The organism is Micromonospora costi (genome assembly GCF_003626655.1).
Lineage (GTDB): Bacteria > Actinomycetota > Actinomycetes > Mycobacteriales > Micromonosporaceae > Micromonospora > Micromonospora costi.
Map to the genome: position 1 here is coordinate 678,114 of NZ_RBAN01000004.1, position 25,179 is coordinate 703,292.

The 25,179-nt window shown below is 71.8% G+C and carries 29 protein-coding genes; 13 read left to right on the forward strand and 16 right to left on the reverse strand.

Annotated elements, in window-relative coordinates:
- Positions 1–104: 104 nt before the first annotated feature.
- Positions 105–1,103, reverse strand: coding sequence for an RNA polymerase subunit sigma-70 (locus D7193_RS24955; protein WP_120781975.1), 999 nt, complete (start codon positions 1,101–1,103; stop codon positions 105–107).
- 80 nt (positions 1,104–1,183) lie between these two features.
- Positions 1,184–1,603, reverse strand: coding sequence for an STAS domain-containing protein (locus tag D7193_RS24960; protein WP_120781976.1), 420 nt, complete (start codon positions 1,601–1,603; stop codon positions 1,184–1,186).
- Positions 1,604–1,944: 341 nt separating this feature from the next.
- Here D7193_RS24960 and D7193_RS24965 point away from each other — a divergent pair, with 341 nt between their 5' ends.
- A complete protein-coding gene (locus tag D7193_RS24965) occupies positions 1,945–2,250 on the forward strand; it encodes a putative quinol monooxygenase (RefSeq protein WP_120781978.1) in 306 nt (101 codons plus the stop codon).
- 35 nt (positions 2,251–2,285) lie between these two features.
- Positions 2,286–3,248: an alpha/beta hydrolase gene (locus tag D7193_RS24970; RefSeq protein WP_120781980.1), complete on the forward strand. Its 963-nt coding sequence runs from the start codon at positions 2,286–2,288 to the stop codon at positions 3,246–3,248.
- A gap of 62 nt (positions 3,249–3,310) precedes the next feature.
- On the opposite strand, the gene D7193_RS24975 is transcribed toward D7193_RS24970, so the two are convergent.
- Positions 3,311–4,216: an AraC family transcriptional regulator gene (locus tag D7193_RS24975; RefSeq protein ID WP_120781981.1), complete on the reverse strand. Its 906-nt coding sequence runs from the start codon at positions 4,214–4,216 to the stop codon at positions 3,311–3,313.
- 142 nt (positions 4,217–4,358) lie between these two features.
- Here D7193_RS24975 and D7193_RS24980 point away from each other — a divergent pair, with 142 nt between their 5' ends.
- A complete protein-coding gene (locus D7193_RS24980) occupies positions 4,359–4,925 on the forward strand; it encodes a nucleotidyltransferase family protein (protein WP_120781983.1) in 567 nt (188 codons plus the stop codon).
- A gap of 73 nt (positions 4,926–4,998) precedes the next feature.
- Here the strand turns inward: D7193_RS24980 and D7193_RS24985 are convergent, their stop codons facing one another.
- The 3 genes from D7193_RS24985 to D7193_RS24995 form a co-directional block, all read right to left on the reverse strand.
- Entirely contained in the window at positions 4,999–7,494 is a 2,496-nt protein-coding gene (locus tag D7193_RS24985; protein ID WP_241563441.1) for an ATP-binding protein, read from the reverse strand.
- Positions 7,491–7,805, reverse strand: a complete 315-nt coding sequence (locus tag D7193_RS34330; RefSeq protein ID WP_158674855.1) for an AfsR/SARP family transcriptional regulator — start codon at positions 7,803–7,805, stop codon at positions 7,491–7,493. The genes D7193_RS24985 and D7193_RS34330 overlap by 4 nt, the downstream gene beginning before the upstream one ends.
- A 110-nt stretch (positions 7,806–7,915) precedes the next feature.
- Positions 7,916–8,386: a DUF2690 domain-containing protein gene (locus tag D7193_RS24995; protein ID WP_120781986.1), complete on the reverse strand. Its 471-nt coding sequence runs from the start codon at positions 8,384–8,386 to the stop codon at positions 7,916–7,918.
- Between the two features lie 153 nt (positions 8,387–8,539).
- Here D7193_RS24995 and D7193_RS25000 point away from each other — a divergent pair, with 153 nt between their 5' ends.
- The 4 genes from D7193_RS25000 (at position 8,540) to D7193_RS25010 (ending at position 11,232) form a co-directional block, all read left to right on the forward strand.
- Positions 8,540–9,727, forward strand: a complete 1,188-nt coding sequence (locus D7193_RS25000) for a low temperature requirement protein A (RefSeq protein ID WP_120781988.1) — start codon at positions 8,540–8,542, stop codon at positions 9,725–9,727.
- Between the two features lie 90 nt (positions 9,728–9,817).
- Positions 9,818–10,291: a heme-degrading domain-containing protein gene (locus D7193_RS25005; protein ID WP_120781989.1), complete on the forward strand. Its 474-nt coding sequence runs from the start codon at positions 9,818–9,820 to the stop codon at positions 10,289–10,291.
- A gap of 206 nt (positions 10,292–10,497) precedes the next feature.
- Entirely contained in the window at positions 10,498–10,686 is a 189-nt protein-coding gene (locus tag D7193_RS33295) for a hypothetical protein (protein ID WP_147434446.1), read from the forward strand.
- Positions 10,687–10,695: 9 nt separating this feature from the next.
- A complete protein-coding gene (locus tag D7193_RS25010; RefSeq protein WP_158674856.1) occupies positions 10,696–11,232 on the forward strand; it encodes a DUF1963 domain-containing protein in 537 nt (178 codons plus the stop codon).
- 238 nt (positions 11,233–11,470) lie between these two features.
- Here the strand turns inward: D7193_RS25010 and D7193_RS25020 are convergent, their stop codons facing one another.
- The 5 genes from D7193_RS25020 to D7193_RS25040 all read right to left on the reverse strand — a co-directional run bounded on the left by D7193_RS25020 (position 11,471) and on the right by D7193_RS25040 (position 15,239).
- Complete coding sequence (locus D7193_RS25020; protein ID WP_120781993.1) at positions 11,471–12,685, reverse strand: low temperature requirement protein A; 1,215 nt, start codon at positions 12,683–12,685, stop codon at positions 11,471–11,473.
- A gap of 99 nt (positions 12,686–12,784) precedes the next feature.
- Complete coding sequence (locus D7193_RS25025; RefSeq protein ID WP_120781994.1) at positions 12,785–13,108, reverse strand: plasmid stabilization protein; 324 nt, start codon at positions 13,106–13,108, stop codon at positions 12,785–12,787.
- Positions 13,109–13,237: 129 nt separating this feature from the next.
- Positions 13,238–13,732: a hypothetical protein gene (locus D7193_RS25030; RefSeq protein ID WP_120781996.1), complete on the reverse strand. Its 495-nt coding sequence runs from the start codon at positions 13,730–13,732 to the stop codon at positions 13,238–13,240.
- A gap of 217 nt (positions 13,733–13,949) precedes the next feature.
- A complete protein-coding gene (locus D7193_RS25035; RefSeq protein WP_120781997.1) occupies positions 13,950–14,408 on the reverse strand; it encodes a hypothetical protein in 459 nt (152 codons plus the stop codon).
- A gap of 75 nt (positions 14,409–14,483) precedes the next feature.
- Positions 14,484–15,239 (reverse strand): DeoR/GlpR family DNA-binding transcription regulator, encoded by a 756-nt coding sequence (locus tag D7193_RS25040; RefSeq protein WP_120781998.1) that lies wholly within the window; start codon positions 15,237–15,239, stop codon positions 14,484–14,486.
- A gap of 134 nt (positions 15,240–15,373) precedes the next feature.
- On the opposite strand from D7193_RS25040, the gene D7193_RS25045 reads away from it, so the two are divergent.
- The 3 genes from D7193_RS25045 (at position 15,374) to D7193_RS25055 (ending at position 18,241) form a co-directional block, all read left to right on the forward strand.
- Complete coding sequence (locus D7193_RS25045; RefSeq protein ID WP_174242719.1) at positions 15,374–16,597, forward strand: MFS transporter; 1,224 nt, start codon at positions 15,374–15,376, stop codon at positions 16,595–16,597.
- Positions 16,598–16,679: 82 nt separating this feature from the next.
- Entirely contained in the window at positions 16,680–17,105 is a 426-nt protein-coding gene (locus D7193_RS25050; RefSeq protein ID WP_120782000.1) for a DUF6069 family protein, read from the forward strand.
- 416 nt (positions 17,106–17,521) lie between these two features.
- On the forward strand, positions 17,522–18,241 hold the full coding sequence (locus D7193_RS25055) for an alpha/beta hydrolase (RefSeq protein ID WP_158674857.1): 720 nt from the start codon (positions 17,522–17,524) through the stop codon (positions 18,239–18,241).
- Between the two features lie 144 nt (positions 18,242–18,385).
- Here D7193_RS25055 and D7193_RS25060 read toward each other — a convergent pair whose 3' ends face one another.
- Positions 18,386–18,619 (reverse strand): hypothetical protein, encoded by a 234-nt coding sequence (locus D7193_RS25060; RefSeq protein WP_120782002.1) that lies wholly within the window; start codon positions 18,617–18,619, stop codon positions 18,386–18,388.
- 518 nt (positions 18,620–19,137) lie between these two features.
- On the opposite strand from D7193_RS25060, the gene D7193_RS25065 reads away from it, so the two are divergent.
- On the forward strand, positions 19,138–19,797 hold the full coding sequence (locus tag D7193_RS25065; protein ID WP_206611989.1) for a DNA alkylation repair protein: 660 nt from the start codon (positions 19,138–19,140) through the stop codon (positions 19,795–19,797).
- Between the two features lie 6 nt (positions 19,798–19,803).
- Here D7193_RS25065 and D7193_RS25070 read toward each other — a convergent pair whose 3' ends face one another.
- Together D7193_RS25070 and D7193_RS25075 are read right to left on the reverse strand one after the other, a co-directional pair.
- Positions 19,804–20,265: a GNAT family N-acetyltransferase gene (locus tag D7193_RS25070; RefSeq protein ID WP_174242741.1), complete on the reverse strand. Its 462-nt coding sequence runs from the start codon at positions 20,263–20,265 to the stop codon at positions 19,804–19,806.
- A gap of 80 nt (positions 20,266–20,345) precedes the next feature.
- Positions 20,346–21,083 (reverse strand): class I SAM-dependent methyltransferase, encoded by a 738-nt coding sequence (locus D7193_RS25075; RefSeq protein WP_120782005.1) that lies wholly within the window; start codon positions 21,081–21,083, stop codon positions 20,346–20,348.
- A 78-nt stretch (positions 21,084–21,161) separates the two neighbouring features.
- On the opposite strand from D7193_RS25075, the gene D7193_RS25080 reads away from it, so the two are divergent.
- Together D7193_RS25080 and D7193_RS25085 are read left to right on the forward strand one after the other, a co-directional pair.
- Positions 21,162–21,824, forward strand: coding sequence for a HEAT repeat domain-containing protein (locus tag D7193_RS25080; protein WP_241563443.1), 663 nt, complete (start codon positions 21,162–21,164; stop codon positions 21,822–21,824).
- 6 nt (positions 21,825–21,830) lie between these two features.
- A complete protein-coding gene (locus tag D7193_RS25085; protein WP_120782007.1) occupies positions 21,831–22,832 on the forward strand; it encodes a HEAT repeat domain-containing protein in 1,002 nt (333 codons plus the stop codon).
- Between the two features lie 129 nt (positions 22,833–22,961).
- On the opposite strand, the gene D7193_RS25090 is transcribed toward D7193_RS25085, so the two are convergent.
- Both D7193_RS25090 and D7193_RS25095 read right to left on the reverse strand, forming a co-directional pair.
- The gene (locus D7193_RS25090; protein ID WP_206611970.1) at positions 22,962–24,344 is read right to left on the reverse strand and encodes an alpha/beta hydrolase domain-containing protein; all 1,383 of its coding nucleotides are present in this window, start codon (positions 24,342–24,344) and stop codon (positions 22,962–22,964) included.
- 104 nt (positions 24,345–24,448) lie between these two features.
- A complete protein-coding gene (locus D7193_RS25095; protein WP_120782008.1) occupies positions 24,449–25,009 on the reverse strand; it encodes a QsdR family transcriptional regulator in 561 nt (186 codons plus the stop codon).
- Positions 25,010–25,179: the final 170 nt, after the last annotated feature.

The window sequence follows — 25,179 nt, forward strand, 5'->3', positions numbered from 1 at the left end:
GGTACTGGCGTACGGGCTGTGTGTCCTGACCGCGGGGGTGGCGACACCGCACCCGCGACCACCCCGAGACGCGCGCCACCGCGTAGCGCGCGTCCGCGTGGGGACTACTCCGTGCCGTCCGCCGGCAGGCGCTCCGGCAGCCCGAGCCGCGGGAACTGGTCGTCGTGGAAGATGACGATCTCGGTGATCGCCCCGCCGGTGACGCGCAGGACGTCGATCGTCAGCGGCAGGTACGCACCCTCCTCCTGCCGCCAGAGGTAGAAGGCGACGGCGGGCTGCCGGTTCACGGAGGTCGCGACGCCGCGCAGGCCCTTCAGGTCCCCGAAGCCGTCCTCGATCCAGTCCTTCACCACCGCGTCGCGGCCGACCTGCAGGCCCGGGGTGGGCGGCATCGAGCACCGGACGTCGTCCCGCAGCATCGCGGTCAGCGCCGGGATGTCCGTGGCCACGCTGGCGTCGGTGAAGCGGCGCACCAGCTCGCGCGTCCCGGCGTCCTCCCCGCCGCCGGTCCAGTCCTGCCGCTCGGCGGGCAGGTGCTCCCGCATGCCGGCGCGGGCCCGCTGCAGCGCGCTGTTCACCGAGTTGACGGAGTCGCCGAGCAGCTCCGCGACGTCCTTCGCCGGCCAGCCGAGCACGTCCCGCAGGATCAGCACGGCCCGCGGGCGCGGCGCGAGATGCTGGACCGCGACCAGGTACGCCAGTTCGATCGTCTCCCGCGCGACGGCGACGGTCTCCGGCTCGTCCGCGTCGCCCGCGGGCAGCTCGTCGAGCAGCCGGTCCGGATAGGGCTGCAGCCACGGCACCTCGCCGCCCGTCGCCGGCTCCGGACGGCACTTGGCGAGCATGTCCAGGCAGGCGTTGGTGGCGATCCGGTACAGCCAGGCCCGGAACGTCGACCGCCCCTCGAAGGTCTCCCGCCGCCGCCAGGCACGCAGGAACGTCTCCTGCACGGTGTCCTCGGCATCCTCGAACGACCCGAGCATCCGGTAGCAGTGCACGTGCAGCTCCCGCCGGTGCCGCTCCGCCAGCCCCGAGAACGCCGGCTCGTCGACCTCGCCCAGACCGCCCACGCCCAGCTCACCCAGCCGCGTGTCCGCACCCATCACGTCATCCTTCCGCCTCGTCGTGTCCCGTCCTAGGTATGACGGGCGCGGGCGCGACAACTCATCACTCGGACCATGGGTCAGGACGCGAACCTCAGCGATGCCTGGCGTAGAGATGGCGGCATCCGCTCGTAGCGGGTGGACGGTACGGAGACGACGGCAGGCGGCGGATAGCCGAAGAGCTGCCCGACCCCGGTCAGCGCAAGGACGCGCTGCGGGGTCCCGCCCGCGGCGCTGATGGTCACCTTCTGGCTGTTGGCAGAGGCGGCCTGTCTGACGGCCACCAGTACGGCGAGCGCGGCGCAGTCGAGGTACCTCAGCAGGGTCAGGTCCAGAGCGAGGTGTACGACCCAGGCGGGGGCGAGCAGCCGCCCCAGGTCGCGCTCGAGTTGATCGGCGGTGGCGAGGTCGGCTTCACCGGTCAAGGTGACGTACCGCAGGCCTGGCCTCACGTCGTGGTGATCGCAGCGCAGCAGGCCGTGATGGGCAGCATGGGTCATCGGAGGACTCGGTCCTCGCTCCGGCTAGGGGCGATCAGAGGGCCGGACGAGGGAGCCACCATCCATCCGGCGCCGGGGAGGACAAAGCGAACGCACGGCGAAGCCGACCTCGACGTGGCACACCGGGTGCCACGTCGAACGCTACTCGCCCCGGCCGCTACCCGCTAGGCGATCAGTTCGGGCCTCGCGCTCCCGCTCCATCTTGCGTGGCGGCCATAGCGCTTCCTGAATCGGCAGGATCGTGCAAGGGCGGGCGAGCATCCGCCTATCGTCTGCGCTGGTTGAGCAGCAGGATTGGGTGCGCAGAGGAAATGTCATGCAACCCACGATGGGAAGATCTGATGACCGTCAACCACGGTTTCCACGCCACGATGACCGCGCGGCCGGGCAAGGCGGACGAGCTGATCGAGCTGCTGCTCGACGCGCCGTCGCTCCCGCACCCGGACTGCGTCGTCTTCCTGGTCGGCCGCTCGGCCGGCAATCCCGACGTCGTCCACGTCACCGAGGGCTGGACCAGCCCGGAGGCCCACGCCGCGTTCTTCGGCACCGAGCAGGCGCAGGCGCTGGTCGCGGCTCTTGCGCCGCTGCTGCTGGGCGAGTCGCAGTACGTCGACGAGGTGCCGGTCGGCGGCAAGGCCGCGTTCTGAACACCCCTGAAGACCTTCCGAAAGGACTCCTCACGATGACGGCACGACCCGACTTCGACCCCGACCTGCGCGCGTTGCTCGCCGGCATGCCCGTTCCCCAGCTCAACGCCGAGGTGCTCGCCCAGGTCCGCCGGTTCGCGACGCAGCCGGTCGAGTCGCTGCTCGACGGCCGCGCGGTGGAGCGGCGCGAGATCACCGTCCCCGCTGCGGACGGCGCGCGGATCCTCCTGTCGATCCTGCGCCCCACCGGGACCACCCGCAGCGGCCCGGCGCCGTGCGTCTACTGGATCCACGGCGGCGGGATGGTCATGGGAGACCGCTACTCGCAGATCGACATCCCGCTCGACTGGCTGGACCTGTTGGGTGCCGTGGTGATCTCGGTGGACTACCGGCTGGCGCCGGAGGTCGGCGGTACGACGCTGGTCGACGACTGCTACCACGGCCTGACCTGGGTCGCCGAGCACGCGGCCGAGCTGGGCATCGATCCCGGGCGCATCGTCGTGGCGGGGGCGAGCGCCGGCGGTGGCCTCGCCGCCGGGGTCACGCTGATGGCGCGCGACCGCGGTACCCCGGCGATCGCGGCCCAGGTGCTCATCGGGCCGATGCTCGACCACCGCAACGGCACCACCTCCAGTCGGCAGTACGCCGGCGGTCCGGGTGTCTGGACGGCCGAGATGAACGAGTTCGGCTGGCGCTGCGTGCTCGCGGGTCTCGACGGCGAGGTGCCCGCGTACGTCTCAGCGGCGCTGGCCGACGACCTCTCCGGCCTGCCGCCGACCTACATCGACGCGGGGTCAGCCGAGGTCTTCCGCGACGAGGACGTGGACTACGCCACCCGCATCTGGGCCGCCGGTGGTCACGCCGACCTGCACGTGTGGGCGGGCGGCTGCCACGGTTTCGACGCCCTGTATCCGACGGCTCCTCTGTCGGCCGCGGCACGTCGGACCCGTAGCGACTGGCTGGCCCGCCTTCTCGGCGCGGCTCTGGTCCCGGCGTAGCGCTGGCGGGGTCTCCGGTGGAGGGTCCGTCAGCCCGGCGGGCTCCGGGCGAGCGCCGCCGGTCACACGACCGCCGGCACGGTGGCGCGGGTCATGCCGCGCAAACGGGCGGCGTCCTGGCTGGGCGGGGCGCCGAACTGGCGACGATACTCACGGCTGAACTGCGACAGGCTCTCGTAGCCGACGCGCACACCCACACCGGTGATGTCGTTGGCGTGTGTGGCGAGCAGGAGCCGAGCCTCCTGCAGCCGGATCTGCTTCTGGAACTGGATCGGGCTCATCGAGGTCACGGCCTGGAAGTTGCGGTAGAACGCGGACACGCTCATTCCGCACCGGCGGGCCACATCCTCCACCCGGAACGACTCCGCGTAGTGCTCGCGGATCCACGTCACGGCCCGGGCGATGTGGCTGAGGCTGCTGTCGGCCAGGCCGAGTTGCCGGACGGCGCCGCTCTGTTCCCCGGTGAGCAGCAGCCAGAGGATCTCCCGTTTGATCAGCGGGGCGAGCACCGCGCGGTCGCGGGGTCGGTCCAGCAGCCGCAGCATGCGGATCACCGCGTCGCCGAGTTCGTCGGGGGCGTCGCTGACCACCATCCCCGACGGCGTTCCGGCGGGAGCGGGCGGGAGGTCGCCCGGGGCGGCCTGCAACAGCAGTTCCGCGATCATGGACGGCTGCAGCACCAGCCCGAAGCCCAGGGCGGGCGCGTCGACGCTGGCCCGGGTGAACCGGCCGGTGACCGGCAGGTCGACGGAGGCGACGAGGTACTGACCGGCGCGGTACTCGTAGACGCGGTCGCCCAACGCGATCTGCTTCGCGCCCTGGGCGATGAGCGCCATCACCGTGCCGGACATGGACGTCGTCGGCGGAGTGCGCTGCTCGACCTTCGAGATCAGCACTCCCTCGATGGCCGTGCTCATGTCGGGTCGGGCGTGGCGGGCCAGCAGCGCCCGCAGCTCGGCGAGGTCCACGGCCCGATTGAAGCACAGGACCGATCCTCGCTCCAACGATAGGATCAGGCAACACCGCGCCGAGGCCGGCGTACCATCTTCGCTGGTAGCGAAGGTCTCGCGGACGACGCGTCCTCCCGCGAGTCGACCGAAGGGTGCTCGGATGGGCGGTCCGTCCCGGGTTCCGCGCCGCGTCGCCGGGCTGATCCTGGCCGCCGGGGCGGGTCGCCGCTACGGCGGCCCCAAGGCACCGGTGTTTCTCGGGCCGGCGCTGCGCGTGCTTCGCGACGGCGGCTGCGACCCGCTCGTCGCGGTCCTCGGTGCCGGCGCCCGCGAAACCCGGGCGGCCGTCGACCTGGACGGTGTACGGGTGGTCGACAATCCGGGTTGGGCCGAGGGTATGGCCTCGTCGTTACGGCTCGGCCTGGCCACCGCCGCCGGCATGAACGGGGTCTCGGCGGTGTGCGTACACCTGGTGGACATGCCCGGGGTCTCCCCGGCGGCGGTGGCCCGGCTGCTGGCGCGGGCCCACCCCGGATGCCTGGTGCGGGCCTGCTACGACGGCGAGCCGGGACATCCGGTCGTGGTGGGCCGCGACCACTGGGCGGCGATCATCCCGACCCTGCGCGGCGACCAGGGCGCGCGGGCGTACCTGCGCCAGCACGCCGCGCAGGTGACCCTCGTCGAGTGCGGCGACGTGGCCGCCGGTCACGACGTCGACGAACGGTGACCGTCCAGAGAGCTGTCAGCAACGGCTGATCTGCTCGATCGTCCTCATTCCGCGGAAGTCGGCCGCCCTGGCCCTACGCCTCCTTCGGTGCGGGCCAGGGCGGTTGCGTGCCGGGAGCGGTCTGGCTGTTCAGCTTGGCCCGCAAGGCGGAAGCACCGGCGTAACCGAGCGGTTCGACGATGGCCAGCGCGTCCGTCCAGGCGGCCCGCGCGGCTTCCCCCGCACCGACCGCGGCGTGGGCGTCACCGAGGTGGTCGAGCACCTCGGCCTCGTCGAGCCGGGCGCCGATCGTGCGGAACAGCCCGAGGGCGCGTTCGTAGTGCCGGATCGCGTCCGCGTGACGGCCCTGCCGGTGAAAGGCGTAGCCGAGGCTGTCCAGCGCGTTCGCCTCACCGGCGCGGTTGCCCTGCCGCCGGTGCAGGTGGAGGGCGCGCTGGGAGTAGTCGACCGCCTCCGTGTACTGGTCGAGCAGCGTGTGGTACCACCCGGCCTGGTTGAGAGCTTCGGCCTGGGCGTGCTCGGTCCCGGCCTTCGCGGTGAGTGCCAGCGCTTCCCGCGCGTGACGCAGCGCGTCGGTGTAGCGGTCCCGGCATTCGTTGAGCCACGCGAGGTGGCGATGGGTTTGTGCCTGGGAGTCGATGTCCCCGACCGTCGTGAACAGGGTGAGAGCCGAGAGGTAGTTGTCCTCGGCGTCGTCGTGGCGGCCGATCGGGGTCAGCGCGTGGCCGATGAGCAGACGCGCCCGCGCCTCGCCGGCCACGTGGCCCAGCTCGCGAGACGCCCGCAGCGCCGCCTCCTGGACAGCGAGCTGCTCCGCCCAGTAGCCCCGGCGGTAGAGGAAGGTGCTCATGGCGTCGGCGAGCTGCGGCACGTACGTCGTGAGTGCGCGAGTGCGGCCCGCCCGCTCGACCGCCCCCGTCAGGTGGGTCAGCTCGCGGCTGAACCAGTCGAACGCGTCATCCATCGAGCCGACAGGTTCGACGACCACCCCGCGGCGCGGCGGCGCGAGCGGGTTCGGGACGCGACGCGTGGCCAGCGCGACGTTGGCGGCGTGGGCGGTGTGCAGCAGGTGGTCCAAGGCGCGGCGGGTCGCCGCCTCGCGGGCGGCGTCGTCGAGATGGCGCTCCCCGGCGTACTCGAGAAGGAGATCGTGTACGACGTAGCGACCGGTCGACCGTTCCACCACCAGGTGCGCGTCGGCGAGGCGGGCCAACGTCCGGCGGGTGTCCGGCAGCGGCGTGCCAGCGAGGCTGGCCGCGGTCGCCAGGGTCACCTCCGGCTCGGACCAGACGCCGAGCAGGGTGAACAGTCGGGCGGCGGCGGGGTCGAGGGCAGCGTACGAGTGGGCGAACACCGACCGCAGGTCGGTCGCGGCGTCGTCGCCGCCCAGCGCGTCGAGTCGGCTTCCGGGTCGGGCCAGATCCTCGGTCAGCGTGGCCAGCGGGAACGCCGGGCGCTGCACGGCCTGCGCAGCCACCATGGCCAGGGCAAGCGGCAGCCGGCCGCAGTGCTCGGTGATCCGGGCGATCGCGGCGGGGTCGGCGTCGGCGCGGCCGTCGTCGATGCGGCGGAGCAGGAACTGCCGGCTCTCGGCCTGGCTGAACACGTCGAGGTGCACCGGCTGGGCGCCGCCGGTGGCCACCAGTCCGGTGAGCCGGCTGCGGCTGGTCAGCAGCACCATGGAGCCGGCGCCGCCGGCGAGCAGCGGCCGCGCCTGGGCGACGTCACGTGCGTTGTCGAGCAGGAGCAGGACCCGCCGGCTGGCGAGTTCGCTGCGGTACAGGTCGAGCTGTGCGTCCACGTCGGCTGGTACCCGTCGGGGTGCGATGCCGAGTGCGTCGAGGAAGCGGCGAACCGCCTGGGCGGTGGTCAGGGCCGACGGACCGGGTCCGAAACCGCGTAGGTCGAGGTAGAGCTGGCCGTCGGGGAAGCGGTGGCGAACCCGGTGGGCCCAATGCACGGCCAGGGCCGTCTTGCCCACGCCGGGCGCGCCGGTCACGATGCAGATGGGTAGGGCGGTCGGCTGCCGCGCGGGCCGGTTGAGGGCCTCGTCGAGGCGGGTCAGCTGCGCCTCCCGGCCGACGAAGCCGTAGGCGTCGGGTGGCAGTAGCGCGGGCCGGTGGGCGGGCGTGGGCGCGGCCGGCGGCGTGGAGGTCGTACCGCGCAGGATCATCTGGTGTACGGCCTGCAGTTCCGCGGTCGGGTCGGTGCCCAGTTCCTCGGCCAGGCGGGTCCTGATGGTGGCGTAGAGATTCAGGGCGTCGGCGGCTCGGCCGAGGGCGTGGCGGACGCGCATGAGCATCGCGGCGACCGGTTCGGCGAACGGGTCGGCCGCGAGGAGATCGGTGAGCCGGTCGGCCGTGGCGGCCGCGTTGCCCAGTCGCAGTTCGGCCTCGGCCCACGCGAGGGTCGCGTCCTGGTACTGCCGGTGCAGTGCGGCGCGTACGTCGGCGGCCCAGGGACTGGGCAGGCCGGCCAGGGGGACGCCGCGCCACAGGGTGAGCGCATCCCGCAGCAGGCCGGCTCTGTCGGCGTCGGAGCGGTGTTGCTGCCGGGCCTGGGCCGTCAGCGTGCGAAACGGTGCAGGTCGATGAGGTCGGGGGCGCCGTCGAGCAGGTAGCCGCCGGAGCGGCGGACGAGCCGCGCACCGCCGGCGGCTTCGAGGATCCTGCGGAGCCGGGCGAGGTAGGAGTGCAGTGTGTGGCGCGCCTGGTCCGGCGGTTGGTCGCCCCACACCCGGTCGATCAGCATCTCGGCGTGCAGTACCGTCCCGCCGTCGCAGGCCAGTGCTGCCAGGACGCTGCGTTGGCGGGGCGGCCCGAGCTCGACCGGTCCGCCCGGACCCCAGATCTCCACCGGCCCGAGCAACCGAAGATCCACCCAGCGCCCCCGATGGTTCCGCGTCAGTGACGCTGGAATATTGACGAGGGTGCGACCCGTGGTCAAGCTCGGTTCTCAGCAGGTGATAGCCGGGGTCCGGGTCGGCGGCGTCAGTAGAGGCCGGTCTCGGCGTACAGGTGGGCGTTGTAGTAGTACACCTGGGCGTTGGCGAAGGAGGTCAGGCCGGCGTCGTTGAGCATCGGGGTGTAGCAGGTGTAGCTGCCGGTCACGTTGCTCCAGGCCAGGTTCGTGCATCCCATGACCTTGTTGTCGGAGGTCCGGATGACCTGCGCCTTCGCCCAGGAGATCGCTCCCTTCTCGTAGTCGGCCTTCCAGATCTGGATCCGGGCCCACACGGTGCGGCAGGTCTGGCTGTAGCGCAGCTCGATCTTGCCGGTCACGTAGGTGGTCGCGATGATGGGCTTCTCCAACGCGGTGATCGTGCTGCCGCAGCCGTAGGCCGCCGCGTCCTTGCCGTCGCAGGCGTAGCCGCAGGCCGCCTGGGCGGGCTGTGGGGCGGTGACGGCGAGCCCCGTGACAAGCATGAACGCCGCGAGTACCCGCAGGATCCTGGATTTCATCTTCGGACGTACCTCCGGTTGGTGACTGGTGGCGCCAGGCTCCAGCACGTCGGTGGAGGTTTTCTTGCAGAATTGCTGTGCGGGGCAAAGGTGCCACCCGACCCGCCCGGACGTGATACGAAGTTTGAACGGGGTTGTCCGGAAGAGGAGACGATGGCGCAGGGGCGATCGGGGTGGATCCTGCGCGCGCCGGACACTCCCCGCCGGATCTCCTACCTGGAACTCCTCTTCGACCTGGGTCTCATCGTCGCGCTCACCCGCCTGTCGGGCCGGCTGAGCGGTGCCGTCAACTGGGATCACGCGCTGGAAACCGTGGTCCTGCTCGGCGCTATCTGGTGGGTCTGGACGGTCACGGCGTACACCACCGACTGGTACGACCCGGGCCTACCGCTGGTCCAGGTGATCGTGCTGGTCGTGCTGTTCGGCGGGCTGCTGATGTCGCTCGCGATCAGCAGCGCCTTCGAGGGGCCCAACGGGATCGCGTTCGCCGGGGCGTACGTCGGACTGCACCTGTTTCGCGGGCTCATTCTCATCAGCGCCCTCCGCGGTCACGCGCTGCGGGTACGGCCGATGCGGGTGCTCATCTGGTTCTGCCTGACCGGGGTGTTGTGGCTGACCGGCGCGTTCCTGCCCAGCTCGATCCAGCTGGTGGTCTGGGCCGTGGCAGTCGTCACGGACGTCACGGTCGGCTTCTTCGGTTATCCGCTGCCCCGACTGGGTCGTTCGAGCAGCGACGAACTGCGGGTGGCGGGCGAGCACCTGGCCGAACGCTACCGGCAGATGTTCATCGTCACGCTGGGCGAGATCCTCCTGGTCGGCGTGCGGCGTTACGGCGATCCTCCGTTCGTGTCGCTGGGAACGGCCGGAGTGGTCCTCCTGTTCGTCATGACCGTGACGATGTGGCGGATCTACATCGTCTACGTCGCCGACCACCTCGCCACCGGCATCGACAAGGCGTTCAGTCCCGGCCGGTTCGCCCTGGTCGCGGCGTGGGCGCATCTGATCATGGTGTCCGGCGTGGTGCTGGTCGCCGCGGGCGGTGACATCGTCACCCGAGACCCCACCGAGGAGACCGGCCCTCGGACGCTCGCCATCCTGGTCGCCGGTCCGGTGGTGTTCCTCGCGGGTCGCAGCCTGTACGCGCTGCTGGTGTTCCGGGCGATGCTGTGGCGGCTGCCGATCGGCGTGGTCGTCCTGTCGCTCGCGGCCCCGCTGATCGACGGGCTGCCGCGAATCGGGGTCGCCGCCGTCATGACCGTCGGGATGGCGTTGATCGCCTTCATCCCGCATTTCGGAGAACCCGTGTATCGCACCCGCTGGCGCCTCCGCACCCGCTGGTGACCCGGTCCGCTGTTGCCGCCAGCACATCCCGATGCCCGGCCGGTTTCTGCTCTGTTTAGATCACTGTGACGAAGGGAGCGGTACGCCGTGATGCCAGAGCTTCAGGAGCAGGAAGAACGCCTCCAGTTCGACCGGTTCGACCACGACGACGCGTGGGAGCTGGGCACGCTCCTGGTCGGGCTGGGCCGGCAGCGCGGACACGCCGTCACGGTCGACATCCGCCTCGGCGACCACCAGCTCTTCCACTACGCGCTGCCCGGCACCTCACCCGACAACGACGACTGGATCGAGCGCAAGATCCGCGTCGTGCGCCGCTTCGGGCACAGCTCCTACCTCGTGGGCCAGAGCTACCGCGACCGCGGCACCACCTTCGAGGCGCAACCCCACCTGGACCCGGCCCGCTACGCGGCGCACGGCGGCTGTTTCCCGATCATCCTGCGGGGCACCGGTCCGATCGGCACGATCACCGTCTCGGGTCTGCCGCAACTCGACGACCACCGCCTCGTCGTGGAGGCCCTCGAACTCTTCCTGGACGGCAAGCGTTCCGGGAAGGGCACCGCCTGACGGCGGCGGACGCGGCCCCGCTAGTCCGAGATTTGTAGTACGTCGACTTGTCGCGCGGTTCCCGCTTGTCGACCAGCTGCGCAACGTCCCCGGCGGCAGCTTGACCGGTCTCACCTCCACCGTTCCGCCTGGTGGCCTGCGCCTCGGCGCCTGCCGCGAACCGGCCTTTTGCTGTTTGTCGGACCCTTCAGGCACCATGCCCGGCCATGGATGTGCGACAGGAGTTTCGGGGCGCAGCTCGGGAAATGGGCGTGCCGGTGGACGAGATCGAGCGCTGGGCGCGGCTGGCCCGACCACAGACGGAACTCGATCCGGACGGCGACGGCCTGCCTGTGGCCGGTCGCTTCGGCGGTCTCGCGGCGTTGCCGGAGGGCGAGCAGTGGCCTCCCGGCTAGTGTCTCGTGTTGACGCTCGACCTCGCCGCGATCCCCTCGCACGGGCACGACCTTGACCTGCCGGCCGACGGGTCGCTGCTGTTCTTCGTCGAGCCGCACCTCACGCCCACCAACTGCCGGGTCGTTCATGTGCCGGCCGGCACTCCGGTAACCGAGCACCCGAGCCCCGGGATGCCGGTCTTCGATCCGATTCCGCTGCGCGCCCGTGCCAACTGGAACCTTCCAAACACCGAGCACGAGGTGCCGTTCGACCTTCGCTTGGACGACGAGGTCGAGGAGGCGATCAATGAGGTGATGTGGGACCTCGAGGGCAACCACTCCGATTATTCTCTCGGCGGTTACGGCGACACCAGCACCGGCGGCGCGGACTTCCCCATCATCAACGCAAAGGACCACACCGTGCTGGCCACCGTCCGGCTGTACGAGGAGGAGGTGGGTGACGCGTTCGGCGAGACGCTGATCGTCGTCAACTTCATGATCAAGCACGCGGATCTGGCCGAGCGCGCCTTCGACCGGATCTGGCTGATGTATGACTTCAACGGCTGACGCGGTCAGGACTCCGGTGTGGTCCCCGGGATCCGGTGGTGGGTCCGGACGGGCTCACCGTGGCGCGACGTGGCCACGGGGTATCCGCCGTGGCAGACCTTGTACCGGTGGTTTCGCCGGTGGCAGCGCGACGGTGTCTGGGCACAGATCCTCCACTCCACAACCGGAGGCCTTCACCTACCTACGACATCAGATCGTGTCGTCACACAATCTCGACCAACCTCCCTGGACAGCACACCTAGACCGACGGGGTCGGGGCCTCGGGTGGGCGGCCGGCGGCGCGTCGCGCGTCCGCGACGGCGACACCGAGCAGCACGACGGCGGCGGCGATGGCGGCGAACAGTGGCGAGCCGAGCAGCAGCGGCAGCGCCAGCAGGACCAGGGCGGCGACGCCGACGAGCCGGCGCAGGGCGAGCCGGTCGAAGATGATGCGTTCCAGCCGGGCGCGGCCGAGCAGGAAGACCGCCGGCCCGCCGAGGACGACCACGAGCCAGGCCGGCTCGGAGGGTCTGCCGGGATGCGCCAGGACGACCTCCGAGCCCGCCGCGGTGGCCACGATGCCGAGCACCATGAGCACATGGGCCACGCCGATCGTCCGGCCGGCTGCCGCCCGGTTCGACGACATCGCCACGGCGTCGGCCAGCACCTGGCCCGCACGGTAGAAGTAGATCCGCCACATCAGCACGGACGACAGGAACGTGACCACCAGGGCCGCCGTCGTGGTGACCGTGGCGGGGCCGTGGGCGTAGGTGAGGCCGATCGACACCACCGTCTCGCCGAGCGCTATCAGGAGCAGTTGCTGGTAGCGCTCGGGGAGGTGGCGGCTGCTGGCCATCCCCCACCCGCTGATCAGTGGTGGGGGCATGCCGGGTACCGGCCAGTTGAACCGGGCCACGACCAGGTCGACGATGATGGCAACCGACCACAGGGCGATCCGCTGCGGTCCACGTACCGCCGCCCCGGCGAGCCAGATCACCCCGGAGACGCCGGCCCAGATGGCCAGGCGGGTGTAGAGCGCGCGTATCGCCGCGTGTTCGCGCAGCAGCGGCCGCAGCAGCAGGGGGCGTCCGACGTGCAGCACCACGTACACGACGGCGAAGGCGGCGCCGCGCGCCTCGAACTCGTACGGCAGCGACGTCGACATGATCAGCAGGCCGAACGCGCTGACCAGGACCAGCAGCTGAATCCACCGGTTCCGGCAGTCGAACCGGCTGGTGATGTGGGTGGTGGTCGTCCACAACCAGAGCAGCGGCAGGGCCATGACGACGGGGTACAGCAGCGACATCCAGTGCCGCACGCTGCCGGAGAGGAGGTCGGGCACCATCCGGCTGACGACGCCGACCAGGGCGAAGACCAGCACCAGGTCGAAGAACAGCTCGAGGAAGCTTGCCTGCCGGGCGTCCTCACCGCCGCGCAGGATGCCCTCGGCCGGCGCCGACCCCTTCCGTTCCACCCGCCCATGGTCCCGGCAGGTCTGCGCTGCCGCGCCGAATTGGCCGAACGGCTGCGCGGGACCCCGGGGTGCCACCCGCGTCAGCCAGGACTTCCGCGGCTAGCGGGCCAGGGCCTTCTCCAGCTCCGCCTTGGACATCGACGAGCGGCCCCTGATGCCCCGCTTCTTCGCCTCGTGGTACAGCTGCTCCTTGGTCCGCCCCTGGGCGCCGCTGTGCGAGCGCTTACCGCCCCGGTGCCCGAACGACACGTCCTTGACCGAGGAGCGGCTCGCGGTGCGGGCCTCGCCGGAGCGCGCCCGCGCCTTGTTGACGGTACGCGCGGCGATCTCCTCGGCTCGGCCGGTCGACTCGCCGCCTTTCTTCGCGCTCGCCTTGATGTGCTCGTACTGCCGTTCCCTCTTGAGGCTCGATCCTGCTGGCATCGCCTGCCTCCGGCTCGTCGGTGCGGAGCGTTCCCGGCGCCCGTCCGCCGGACGGGTCGCCAGGCTGACGCGACCGGAGGTGCCCCGAAGCCCGCGCGGCGAAACCGGTGACCGACCGGGGACGCCGGCTCAGTCGGGAAGTGGCAGCTCGACCGGCTCGGCCGCGGCGCCGGCCGGCGCGGAGTGCTGCGGCGCGGGGCGGGCCGGCAGCCGCGAGTGCCGGTGGTGGCGCACCGCCACCTCGCAGGCGACGAGGCGGATCGGCGGGGGCGGCGCGGTGAAGGGGCCCGGACCCCAGCGCACCCAGAGCGCGACCCGGCCGGCGTCGCACTCGGCGAGTAGCTTCTCGACCGTACGGCGACGGTCGGTGCGGTCCACCTCGATCACGACGGGACGACCTCCGGTACGCGCGCAGGCGACGTCCACGACCGAGTGCCGGTCCTGGTAGGGGGCGGGCAGCGGGACGACACTCGCGGCGCGCCGGTAGACCCGGAAGCCCTGGGCCTCGCCCCAGCCGGCGACGGCGTCGACGAGCAGCGCCGTGGCCTCGGCCGCCGACCGGTCCACGAACGTGAGCCGGCCCAGGTGTGCCGCCAGCGATGCGGCGAGCGCGTCGTCGTCCACCGTCCGCCCCGATCAGACCTGCCGTCGCGCCGAATTCTAGGCCACCGGCGGAGCCCCCGGCCGGCCGGCGGTCCTGGGCGCAGGGGCTGGAAGGCTGCGCCGGAGTTCATGGGCAGCGGGGTAGCTCGGCCGGTACGGCCCGGTCCCGCGCCCCGGGAGGGCGCGGGACCGGCAGGAAGGCGGGGCTCAGGCCCGCTCGGACCGGGCCACGGGCGAGTCAGCCGCAGTTGCCCCAGCTGTACCGGCCGGCGCCCTGCCAGCTGGTGGCGTACAGGACCTCGCCGTCGTACATGACGCACTTGTCCCGGGCGGAGCGCTGGATCGCGGCGTAGTACTTGTAATTGCCGGAGTCGTAGGCCCAGGAACCACCCTCCACCCGGACCCCGGCGGACACCCCCGTCGTCGAGCCGACAGCCACCCGCTTGAGGGTGACCACGCAGTTGTACGCGGTGGCGCTGTTGTACATCAGGTAGACGTCGCCCACCCTGGTGCCGTCCGGAGCGGTGATCGACCGGTGGCCGTCGCTGGCGTACGCCCACGCGCCACCGAAGTCGTTGTTGCAGGCCTGCGCCGCGGTGAACGGGTTCGTCGCGGCCTGGGCCGGCGAGGCGAGCGTGAGCGCCGCGACGGTGGCGGCGAGCATCGAGATGGCCAGTCGGCGCGTCAGTCCACGCATACGGAATCCCCCAGGTGTCTCGGCGCGAAGATCGCGTGAGCCGCCATGATGCCACAGTGGAGGGACGCCCTGACGTCACACCGTGTGGACGACGGTGCCGGCCGCGGTGAGCGCGGCCGTGTCCTCGTCGGCCGCGTCGTCGGTGGTGACGACCATGCTGAGCGCGGAGACGGGCGCCACGAACGCCAGGGCGGTGCGGGAGAACTTGGCGGGGTCGGCGACCACGATGACGCGGCGGGCGGCGGCGATGATCGCCCGTTTGATCGCCGCGTCGGCGAGGTCGTAGGCGGTCAGCCCGGCAGCCGTCAGCCCGCAGCAGCCGAGGATGGCGGTGTCGAACCGCAGCGCGGCCAGCGACGCCTCGGCGAGCGGCCCGGTCAGGGCCAGTTCGCCGGGGCGGGGCTCACCGCCGGGCAGCAGGAGCCGTAGCTGGGGGGCGCCGGTCAGGGCGTTGGCCGCGTGCATCGACAGCGGCATGACGGTAAGCCGGCGCGTGGTGAGCAGGCGGGCGACCTCCAGGCAGGTGGTGCCGCTGTCGAGGACGACGGCCTCGCCGTCGGTGATCAGGTCGGCGACCGCCTCGGCGATGCGGCGCTTGGCGTCCTGCCCCTCCCGGGTCCGCAGCGCGAAGGGCGGTTCCTCGCCGCGCAGGGTCAGGCTGCGTGCGCCGCCCCGGTAACGCTCGAGCATCCCCTGGTCGGCCAGCTGCTCCAGGTCGCGGCGCACGGTCATCTCGGAGGTGCCGGTCAGCTCTGCCAGCTGGGTGACGCCGAGTTGGCCGGCCTGCTGGACCGCGTCCAGGATCCGCCGGTGGCGCTCGCCGATGGTCATGGGTGCCATTGAACACCACGACCGAGACCAAGACAACGTTTCGAACACCGAGGCTGCCTGTTATGTTCGGAGGCGTGTTCATAGTGGGCCGGCAGGCGTCCGGGTCCCCTCCTCCTTTCGGCTTGAAGGACACCATGACCTCGACAATCGCCCCACCCGTCACGCCGGCGAGGGTCCGGGCCGCCACCACCGCCACCTACGCGGCGTTCATCGGCTCAGGCTTCGCGTTCGCCAGCTGGGCGTCCCGAATCCCACAGGTCCGCGACCGCCTCGACCTCGACGCCTCCGCGCTCGGCCTGGTGCTCCTGGCCATCGCCGCCGGCTCAATGCTGGCTCTGCCGTTGTCCGGGCCGGTGGTCGCCCGCATCGGATCGTCGCGCACCGTCATGGTGATGGCGGTCCTGCTCGGCGTCGGCCTGACCGCCGCGGCACTGGGCTCGCTCACCGGAGTCGTGCCGGTGGTGATCGGGCTGTTCGTGCTCGGTTTCGCCAACGGCGCGTGGGATGTCGGCATGAACGTGCAGGGCACCGTCGTGGAACGGCACCTCGGCCGGTCGATCATGTCCCGCTTCCACGCGGGGTTCAGCCTCGGCACCGTCGCCGGCGCCCTGCTGGGCGCGGCCATGGTGGCTCTGCACGTGCCGGTCCCCGTACACCTGACCGGCGTCGCCGTGCTGGTCGTGGCCGGCGTGGTGTGGCAGGCGCGGCGGTTCGTCGCCGACCACGACGACGCGGAGCCGGACCCGGCGGTCGAGCCGCCGCGCGGTGGCGCGCTGGCCGCCTGGCGGGAGCCCCGCACCCTGCTCATCGGCGTGTTCGTGCTGGCGTTCTCGTTCGCCGAAGGCGTCGGCAACGACTGGATCAGCGTCGCCGCGATCGACGGACATCACGTCTCGGCCGCGCTCGGCACGCTCACCTTCGCGGCGTTCCTCTCCGCCATGACCATCGGCCGCTGGTTCGGCCCCGCGCTGCTGGACCGCCACGGCCGCACCCGGGTCGTCCGCGTCCTGGCCGTGATCGGCATCGCCGGGGTGGCGCTGTTCGTGTTCGGGCCCTCCCCCGTCCACGCCTTCGCCGGAACCATGCTCTGGGGTCTCGGCGCGTCCCTCGGGTTCCCCGTGGGGATGAGCGCCGGCGGCGACGACCCGCGCCGGGCCGCCGGCCGGGTCAGCGTCATCGCCTCGATCGGCTACTGCGCCTTCCTCAGCGGCCCGCCCGTCATCGGTTTCCTCGGCGACCACCTCACCGTGCTCCGCGCCCTGACCGTCGTCGCCGTGCTCCTCGGTCTGGCCACGCTGCTCGCCGGTACGGTCCGCCCCCTGCCCACGGCACGCTCGGAGGCACCCCTTCCAAAGTAGGTGGTCGGGATCTCCTAGGAGGGCGTCGGTGGGGCGCGCGGTCCGATGCGCCCACCCGGCCCCGACCGCGACGCTCAGTGGCATGACGAACGAGATGCGACACACCGCACCGACCTGGACCACCGCGCGGCGTACCGGTCGTGCGATCACCGTCGCGGCCGGAGCGGCCGGCGCTCTCCTGCTGTGGGCCGTCAACGACCCGTGGGCCGGTATCGACCTCGCCGTCCGGCAGGGTGACGCCACGCAGCACATCGGGCCGGCCACGGTGGTGGTGGCCGCGTTGCTCGCCGGTCTGGCGGCCTGGGGTCTGCTCGCGCTGCTGGAGCGCACCGTCCGCCGTCCCGCGCGGGCGTTCCGGATAATCGCGTTGATCGTGCTGCTGCTGTCGCTGGCCGGCCCGCTGGGCAGCGGCGTGGGCACCAGCAGCCGGCTGGTGCTCGTGGGCATGCACGTGACCGTCGGCGCGGCGCTGATCCTCGGGCTGCCCGCCCGGCGGACCTGCCGGTAAGAGGCCGGCACCGATGCCGTTCGGATACGTCTTCTCCGTCGCACTCCTGGCGTTCTGCACGGCCATCGCCGTGATCGGCCCACGGCCGGCCCAGACGACCCCCAGCTACTGGGGATTCTGGGTCACCTTCCTGATCAACGAGCTGCCGTTCCTCGCCCTCTACGCGCTGGCCGCCGACAGCGTCCTCGCGTTCGTGCAGGGCGACCTCGACTCACCCGGCGGCCACATCGCGTTCGCCGTCGCAGTCCTCACCGCGGCCGGTCTCGCCGTCCTCATCCGGCGGGCCCTCGCCACCGGCGCCGTTGCTGCACCGGGCCCTCGCCGACGACGCCGGCATCGCACTGCCATCGACGCGTCGGCCGTGGGCACACATCCTGCTGGCCCCGTTCGCCGTCGCACGCCGCGACGTCCTCCGCGTGGGGAACATCGCCTACGGCGACGCCGGGCGACGCAACCTGCTCGACGTCTACCACCGCCGGGACCGCCCCACCGGCGGACCCGTCCTGGTCTACTTCCACGGCGGCGGGTTCCGCATCGGCCACAAACGCAGGGAGGGTCGCGCCCTGCTGCACCACCTCGCCGGCCGGGGCTGGGTATGTGTCAGCGCCAACTACCGGCTCGCCCCCGCCCACCACTACCCCGACGCCCATGTCGACGCGAAACGCGTCATCGCCTGGACCCGATCCCACGCCACCGACCACGGCGGCGACCCACGCATGATCATCGTGTCCGGCAGCTCCGCGGGCGCCCACCTGGCCTCGATGATCGCGCTGACCCCGAACGACCCGACCTTCCAGCCCGGCTTCGAGTCCGCCGACACCTCCGTCGCCGCGGTGGTCGGCTTCTACGGGTACTACGGCCGGGTCACCGGCCCCGGCTCGTCCCCGCTCGACCGGCTACGCGACGCGCCGCCGTTCCTGGTCCTGCACGGCGACAAGGACAGCTCGACCCTCGTCGAGGACACCCGCGAATTCGTCACCCGGCTCCGCCAGGCCAGCAGCCGACCCGTCGTCTACGCCGAACTGCCCGGCGCCCAACACACCTTCGACCTGTTCTACTCCCTGCGCTACAGCCACATCATCGACGCGGTCACCGCGTTCGGCACATGGCTGCGCGAGTCCCAGCCCCACAGGTAGCAGCGGATACGGGCTTGCACCACGTCTCCGGTCGGCCCTGGATCGAGCGTCTCTACGGCCGGGAGGCTGGCATCGCCGTTCCTTGCCGCGCTCCCGCCGTTCGCGGACCGGGAAGGCCTGGGGCAGTGCGAGGCCGTCCCGTCGTCACCGGTCGCGGTACGCCGCCCAGATCGCGAGGCAGAGGCCGACGGTGCCGGCGAAGGCCACGCCTGACCGGAGGACGGCGTCGGCCAGCTGGTGGGTGCTGGCCCAGACGATGAACCCCGTCCAGCTCGCCACCAGCAGCGCAGCCATGAAGACCAGGGCGAAAGACAAGAGCTTGCTGGCGCCCGGGGCGGCGGGCGGGTGCGACGGGGGTGTCGCCGGGAGCACGGTCATGACGACGCCGTCCTTTCGTTCATTGGGCGAACGGCTCGGGAGGCTCGCTGATGGTGTCGGCCCCCGAACCGGGGCGTTACAGGCCCTCCCTGGGAAGGCTAGGGCCTTGCCCTCTGCCCAGGGCATGATGATCGACCGCGGGCCCCGCTGGTCCGCGATCCCGTGCGTACGACAGGCAGGCCGACGGCGGACCGACTGGACATCACCGACGCTGGCGCATCCTGCGCCAGTCCTCGTCCGTAGTGGCTGGCGTTCGCGCAGGAACGAGCACACACTCCCGCTTCATCGTCTCGGACGCACCTGCTCACGGGAATGGTCGACCCGTAGGCGTCCGCGACCGGTCGGCAGCGCGGTCACCACGTCAGCCCGGAACGGCATGTCGCCGGCGACGATCTTGATCACGGTGCGTTGGTCTCCCGATGGCGGGACCTTTCCCTCGTAGGCTGGGTGTGCAGGTCAGCGGACAGGAGGCTGATGTGACCCAGACCACCCCGACTAAGGCGACGGTGGCCGAGGTGATGGCCGAGCTGGCCGACCTCGACGATCCGAAGGCGCGTGCGGTGAACGAGAGGCACGGTGACGATCACGGCGTGAACCTCGGCAGTTTGCGCGCGCTCGCGAAGCGGCTGAAGACGCAGCAGGAACTCGCGCGCCAACTCTGGGAGACCGGTGAGACCGCGGCGAGACTGCTGGCGATCCTGATCTGCCGCCCGAAGGCGTTCGAGCGTGACGAGCTGGACGCGATGCTGCGCGAGGCGCGCGCGCCCAAGGTGCACGACTGGCTCGTGAACTACGTGGTGAAGAAGAACCCACACGCCGAGGAGCTGCGCCTGGCCTGGTCCGCCGACCCGGATCCGGTGGTCGCGAGCGCCGGCTGGGCGCTCACCACCGAACGCGTGGCGAAGAAGCCAGCCGGCCTCGACCTCGCGGGCCTGCTCGACGTCATCGACGCGGAGATGAAGGACGCCCCGGACCGCCTGCAGTGGGCGATGAACCACTGCCTGGCGCAGATCGGGATCACGCATGCCGAGCACCGCGCTCGCGCCATCGACATCGGCGAGCGTCTGGAGGTGCTCAAGGACTACCCGACGTCGCCAGGATGCACGTCCCCGTTCGCGCCCATCTGGATCAACGAGATCGTGCGCCGACAGCAGGAGACGCCCGCGCGGCAGGTGTAGTGCGTACTACCGGCGGGTGGCCGCCGCGTAACACCGGACGGCGATCGTCTGCTCCGGGCTCCACTGCTGTTCGACGGTGGCCAGCATCTGCCAGCCGAGTCGCTCGTACAGCGCCACCGCCGCGGTGTCGGAAGCCACCACGTCGAGCACCGGATGCAAGGCCCGATCCTGTGCTTCCCTGACCGCCTGCGCCACCAGCAGCGCACCAATCCCGTGCCCGCGGGCCGACGGAGCGACGAACAGTCGGTTGACCACGGCGGTCGTGTCGACACTCACGCCGGCACGAACCGCCCAGAGCCCGGGTGCCGCGTCTCCCGCCTCGCTCCGGGACAGGCCGACATGGCCGGCTACGCGGCCATCCAGCTCTGCCACCCAGGAGGCGATGAGTGATGGCGGCGTGAGCCATGCGTCCGGGGCAGCGGGCCAGTTCACCGGATAACCGTCGCGCTCGTGGACCTCCGCCAGCATCCGCACGCAGTCACCGAGGTCGCGATCGGTGCGCTGCCGGACACTCGGGCGTACGCCCGCGCCGGAGATGTTCCCGCTCGTCACCTGCTTGCGTCCGAACGCTCGGCGACGAACACGAACTCCCGGCCCGGGCGGTCGGGTGCCTCCCGCACGCCGAGGACCCGGTACCCGTTGGCGGCCAGGCTCGATTCGACCTCGTCGCGGCCGCGGAACCGGAGGGTCGAGTCCGACGTGACGACCACACCGTCGGTCAGGAACCGGTACGTGTACCGGAAGGAGACGAACGGCAGGCTGACGTCGGTGACCTCGAGGCGCCGTTCCACCGGTCCGAGGCCCGGGACGTCACGCGTGACCGGGTCGACGTCCGCGGCCCACTCCAGCCAGGCGCGACGTTCGGGTCGTCGGGTTTCGAAGACGAGGCGGCCGTTCGGGCGAAGGGCGGCGCCGATGCCCCGGAGGGTCTGCGCCCAGTCGTCGTCGGTGAGGAAGACCTGGGCCACGTTCCCGGTCATCGTCGCCAGGTCGGCGTCGAGGGCCGGCAGCGCCGTGGCGTCGCCGTGGATCCACCGGACCCTCTCCGCCTGGTCCTTCACCTTTGCGACCTGGAGTGACGCTTCGGCCGGGTCGACGCCCACGACACGGTAGCCGCGTCCGGCGAGCAGGATCGCCAGGGACCCTGTCCCGCACCCGACGTCGAGCACGAGTTCCGTGGGCAACTCGCCGGCGATCGCGAGGTACGCGTCCAGGTCGTCGCGGCCTCCGTCGAAGGCGTCGTAGACCCGGGCCAGGAGCGGGTGGGCGAAGATCGCATCGGGCATTCGGGGACGATATCCGGCGTCGCTTGACCTTCACACTGTGACAAGGTCTTCACTGGGTCGCGGAGGTGTCCGATGACCATGCCGAAGGACGACACGGAGACGGTGCGAGCGCTGCGGGGGCTGGAGAACAGCAACCCGTCGGTGCGGCTTCGGGCGGCGCTGGCGGTCGGCACGGCCCCTGACCCGCGGTTCATCGACGCGCTCGTCGAGCGGTGCGCGATCGAACCCGAGTTCTCCGTGCGAGAGATGCTGACCTGGGCGCTCACCCGCCACCCGCCAGCTCTGACGGTGCCGAAGCTCGTCGACGAACTGGGCTCGGAGCGTACGCAGGCACGCAGCCAGGCGTTGCACACGCTGTCCAAGATCGGGGATCGGCGAGCGTGGCCGGCGATCACGCCGGCGCTTCTGACCGACGCCGACGACGAGGTCGCGCGGAGCGCGTGGCGGGCGGCGGTCGCCCTCGTACCCGATGGTGACGAACCCACGTTGGTCCGGGTGTTGTCGACGCAGCTCGGGCGCGGCGGGCGTGAGACGCAGTTGAGCCTCAGCCGGGCGCTGGTCGCGCTCGGTGAGGTGATCATGCCGACCCTGCACGCCGCGACGACGGACCTCGACCCGCGCGTGCGCCGGCACGCGATCGCCACGGAACAGCTGCTGCGCAACCCGGACGCCGGATTCGAGTTCGCCATCGAGGAGGCGAAGCGGATCGTGGCCCTGGGCACGGCCGGGCAGGAGGGGTGACGGGCAGTGTTGATCGGTGACGTGGCACGCCGGTCCGGGGTCAGCGCCCGCATGCTCCGGCATTACGACTCGCTCGGCCTGGTGCGGCCGACGGGTCGTACCGGGGCCGGCTACCGCGAGTACTCCGGCGAGGACATCCGGCGGATCTTCCATATCGAGAGCCTGCGGTCGTTGGGGCTGTCGCTGCGGGACGTCGGGCGCGCCCTGGACGATCCCGGCTTCACGCCCGCAGACCTCGTCGACGACCTCATCCGCCAGACACGGGAGCGCATCGCACGGGAGACGGAGCTGCTCACCCGGCTCCGTCGCATCGGCGCCGCGGAACCGGCCGACTGGGAGGACGTCCTCCAGATCGTCGCGCTCCTGCAGGCGTTGGGATCGGAGAGCGCCGGGAAGCGCCAGCGTGCGGCCCTGTCCTCGGTCAGGGAGGCGCCGGTGCCCGTCGAGGCACTGGTCGAGGCGGCGCTGAGCGAGACGGACCCGAACGTCGCCGGAGCGCTTCGGTGGGCGCTGGCGCAGTCGGGCGCCGACGCGTTGGCGCTGCTGGCGGAGGGCCTCGGCTCGCCCGTGGCCGAGGTGCGGAAACGTGCCGTCCAGGCCGTCGCCGAGATCCCGGACGGTGACGCGACCGCCCTGCTGCGGGACGCCCTCCGGCACCCCGACCTCACGGTCCGCCGGTACGCGGCGCTGGCGCTCGGGGCCCGTGGCGTGGCCGACGCGGTCCCGACGCTCATCGACATGATCGTCGAGGAGGCGAACGACGCCGATGCCGCCGATGCGCTGAGCGCGCTGGCGGGTGACCCCACGGTGGCGGATCAGATCGCTACCCGGCTCGTTGACCGCCTCGGCCACGGCGCCACCGGGTCGTCCGCACGCCAGCGGCTGACGCAGGCGCTCGCCGACATCCCCGGGAACACGGCCTCACGTGCCCTCGCCGACCTGTCCGAGGACGAGGACCGTGCCGTTGCGCTCACGGCGACGTACGTGCTCACGCTGCGGGACGCATGACCGGCCCGCGTCCGTCGCAAGATCGCGCTCGAACACGGAAGTAGTGGCCTCCCGCTGCCCGGCAGGCCACTACTTCCAGGATCGAGTGCGATCATGCCGTGAGCGCGGGCGCACGGCCGGGTCAGTTGCTCACGCCGGCCGGAAGCGGATTGCCTCGCGGAGGTTCTCGGCGGCGTCGGCCGGCTGAAGGTAGCCGGCGGCGATGTTGTGGACATCGGTCGCCACCACGCGGGCGACGTAGCCGGCGCGAGTCGGGTAGAGATCGTCGAGGGTGGCCTCGTCGAACGGCTGGTAGGTGCCGAACAGCACGCAGAAGGACTCGCCGGCGTTGTCGCCGGTGTTCAGCGCGGTGGGGACGGCGACCTGCGACAGCCGGATCCCGCCACGGGCCAGGCCGTGAGCGTCCCGGGCCTTCGTGCCGTCCGGGTTGAACACCAGCGGCGGCGCGGTCGGCGGCGGGGTTCCGCGTTCGACCCAGCGGACGAGGTGGGCGTACGCGGCGGCGGTGACGTGGTGCATCGGCACCCGGCTGAACGGTGGCCGGGCGCAGGTGTACACCGGTGCGGCGCCCAGGTCGCGCTCCTGCATCGGCGCCCGGTAGACCTGGCCGTTGTGGCCGCTGTGCGCCGCACCGGCCACCTCCCACCGGCGGAACCGATCGGTATCGGCGGGTCGGACGGGCGTCCGCACGTCGGTCTCGGACAGCACCTGGAACACCGGTTCGTCGCCGACCCGGGTCGGCGCGGAGCCCACGACGAAGCTGTATCCCTCGAACACCGGCCGCACCTGCGGCAGGACCTTGTCGTAGTAGACGGTCATCCGGCTGGCCGACTGCGACGCGCCGATGGCCAGCACGGTACGGGCGCGCAGCCGGCCCAGCGGCGACACACCCCGCGGGTCGGCGATGGACTTCCCGGCCTGGGCGAAGATGTCGTACGACAGTTCGTCGGTGACATACCGTCCCCCGCCGGTGACGTCGAGCCGGCCGTACCGGGTCGGGCTCCAGCCGCGCAGCTGGTCGACGCCGACCCGTTGGGCGGAGACACCGATCCAGGCGTCGCCGGAGCGGGTGATCGACTCGGTGTTCCACAGCGCGTCGAGGTCGTACCCGGCCGTGACGTTCTGCCACTCGACCAGCGCGACGCCGCTGAACCGGCGCGGTTCGGCCGGCCGGCGCACGACGAGCCGCGTCTCGTACGGCACATCGGTGGCGACCCGGTTGCCGGAGGTGTCCCAGCCGTCGGCCCGGCCGGAGAGGTAGAACTCCTCCTCGACGTAGCCCTTGGCCGCCAGGTTCGCCGGCGTCGAGAAGAAGGGGTACGTGTCGGCCAGCCGCTCGGCGCGCGGGTCGCCCGGCACCGTTCCCGGGATCGGGCCGTGGACCGCGGCGCGGGCGATCGGCTCGCGGTCACCGGTCGCCGAGGCGTGCGCGGGTGTCGCGGCGAGAAGCGTGGCGACCATGCTGGTGACCAGGCCGGCAGCGAGGGCGGCAACGCGCCGTGGACGTGTCATGCCGGAGACTCCTTCACGACGGGCTTCCTGGCCGTACCATAAGCGGCCGTCGATGGGGTGGGAATCGTGTGGCGGCAACCTGAGACGGCTGTCGCAGCGGCCGTTCAGCAGGCTTCGAGCACGGCGCGGGCGGCACGTTCTGCGGTGACCGGGTCGGCCCGCCGCCCCCTGATCAGCTCCGCGTACAACATCGACTCGACGATCCGCACGTACAGGAAGGCGGCGCCGTCGAGGTCAGCGGGCGACCAGGCGGGATCGGCGGCCGCGGCGGCGAGGATGGCCTTCTGCGCCTCGACGACCCGGACGTGCACGCCGCCGGCCGGGGTGAACAGCACCCGCGCGGCCGTCACCGGCTCGGCGCGCAGGAAGGCCCGGAACGGGTGGGCCTGCCGAACGGCGACCGCGAACCGGCGGGTGGTCTCCAGCACCCCGTCGACGCCGGTGGCGACGGTGTCGACCCGAGCCTGGGTGAGCAGCCGATCCGCGAGGCGCCAGAGCACGTCGCCGAGCAGCCGGTCGCGGCTGTGCACGACCCGGTAGAGCGTGGCCCGACTGACCGCGAGACTGCCGGCGAGCGCGTCCATGTCGACGGTGGCGTGCCGGAGGAAGTAGGCGCATCCGCCCTGCACGACGCGCTCCGCGCTGACCACCCGCCGCGACGGCACCCCCCGACGATAGCGTCGCGGCCGGTGGCCTCTCTACCCGTACGCCGGCTCACCGCCCCGCCGGATGCCCCGCCAACTGGTCGCCGCGAGGGCTGCGGCGGTACAGCACGTGCCGGCCGTCGCGGGCACGGGTGACCAGGCCTGTCGCGTGGAGGACTCGAAGGTGTTGC

What these genes read in the sequence shown, in the direction of transcription:
- D7193_RS25075 (WP_120782005.1), bottom strand. Translation starts at nt 21,083, where the DNA reads ATGCCCGATGCGATCTTCGCCCACCCGCTCCTGGCCCGGGTCTACGAC.
- D7193_RS25050 (WP_120782000.1), top strand. Translation starts at nt 16,680, where the DNA reads ATGACGAACGAGATGCGACACACCGCACCGACCTGGACCACCGCGCGG.
- D7193_RS25035 (WP_120781997.1), bottom strand. Translation starts at nt 14,408, where the DNA reads ATGCGTGGACTGACGCGCCGACTGGCCATCTCGATGCTCGCCGCCACC.
- D7193_RS25090 (WP_206611970.1), bottom strand. Translation starts at nt 24,344, where the DNA reads ATGACACGTCCACGGCGCGTTGCCGCCCTCGCTGCCGGCCTGGTCACC.
- D7193_RS25025 (WP_120781994.1), bottom strand. Translation starts at nt 13,108, where the DNA reads ATGCCAGCAGGATCGAGCCTCAAGAGGGAACGGCAGTACGAGCACATC.
- D7193_RS24980 (WP_120781983.1), top strand. Translation starts at nt 4,359, where the DNA reads ATGGGCGGTCCGTCCCGGGTTCCGCGCCGCGTCGCCGGGCTGATCCTG.
- D7193_RS24965 (WP_120781978.1), top strand. Translation starts at nt 1,945, where the DNA reads ATGACCGTCAACCACGGTTTCCACGCCACGATGACCGCGCGGCCGGGC.
- D7193_RS25065 (WP_206611989.1), top strand. Translation starts at nt 19,138, where the DNA reads ATGGCCGAGCTGGCCGACCTCGACGATCCGAAGGCGCGTGCGGTGAAC.
- D7193_RS25060 (WP_120782002.1), bottom strand. Translation starts at nt 18,619, where the DNA reads ATGACCGTGCTCCCGGCGACACCCCCGTCGCACCCGCCCGCCGCCCCG.
- D7193_RS33295 (WP_147434446.1), top strand. Translation starts at nt 10,498, where the DNA reads ATGGATGTGCGACAGGAGTTTCGGGGCGCAGCTCGGGAAATGGGCGTG.
- D7193_RS24995 (WP_120781986.1), bottom strand. Translation starts at nt 8,386, where the DNA reads ATGAAATCCAGGATCCTGCGGGTACTCGCGGCGTTCATGCTTGTCACG.
- D7193_RS24960 (WP_120781976.1), bottom strand. Translation starts at nt 1,603, where the DNA reads ATGACCCATGCTGCCCATCACGGCCTGCTGCGCTGCGATCACCACGAC.
- D7193_RS25040 (WP_120781998.1), bottom strand. Translation starts at nt 15,239, where the DNA reads ATGACCATCGGCGAGCGCCACCGGCGGATCCTGGACGCGGTCCAGCAG.
- D7193_RS25005 (WP_120781989.1), top strand. Translation starts at nt 9,818, where the DNA reads ATGCCAGAGCTTCAGGAGCAGGAAGAACGCCTCCAGTTCGACCGGTTC.
- D7193_RS25045 (WP_174242719.1), top strand. Translation starts at nt 15,374, where the DNA reads ATGACCTCGACAATCGCCCCACCCGTCACGCCGGCGAGGGTCCGGGCC.
- D7193_RS25080 (WP_241563443.1), top strand. Translation starts at nt 21,162, where the DNA reads ATGCCGAAGGACGACACGGAGACGGTGCGAGCGCTGCGGGGGCTGGAG.
- D7193_RS25000 (WP_120781988.1), top strand. Translation starts at nt 8,540, where the DNA reads ATGGCGCAGGGGCGATCGGGGTGGATCCTGCGCGCGCCGGACACTCCC.
- D7193_RS25070 (WP_174242741.1), bottom strand. Translation starts at nt 20,265, where the DNA reads ATGCTGGCGGAGGTCCACGAGCGCGACGGTTATCCGGTGAACTGGCCC.
- D7193_RS24955 (WP_120781975.1), bottom strand. Translation starts at nt 1,103, where the DNA reads ATGGGTGCGGACACGCGGCTGGGTGAGCTGGGCGTGGGCGGTCTGGGC.
- D7193_RS24970 (WP_120781980.1), top strand. Translation starts at nt 2,286, where the DNA reads ATGACGGCACGACCCGACTTCGACCCCGACCTGCGCGCGTTGCTCGCC.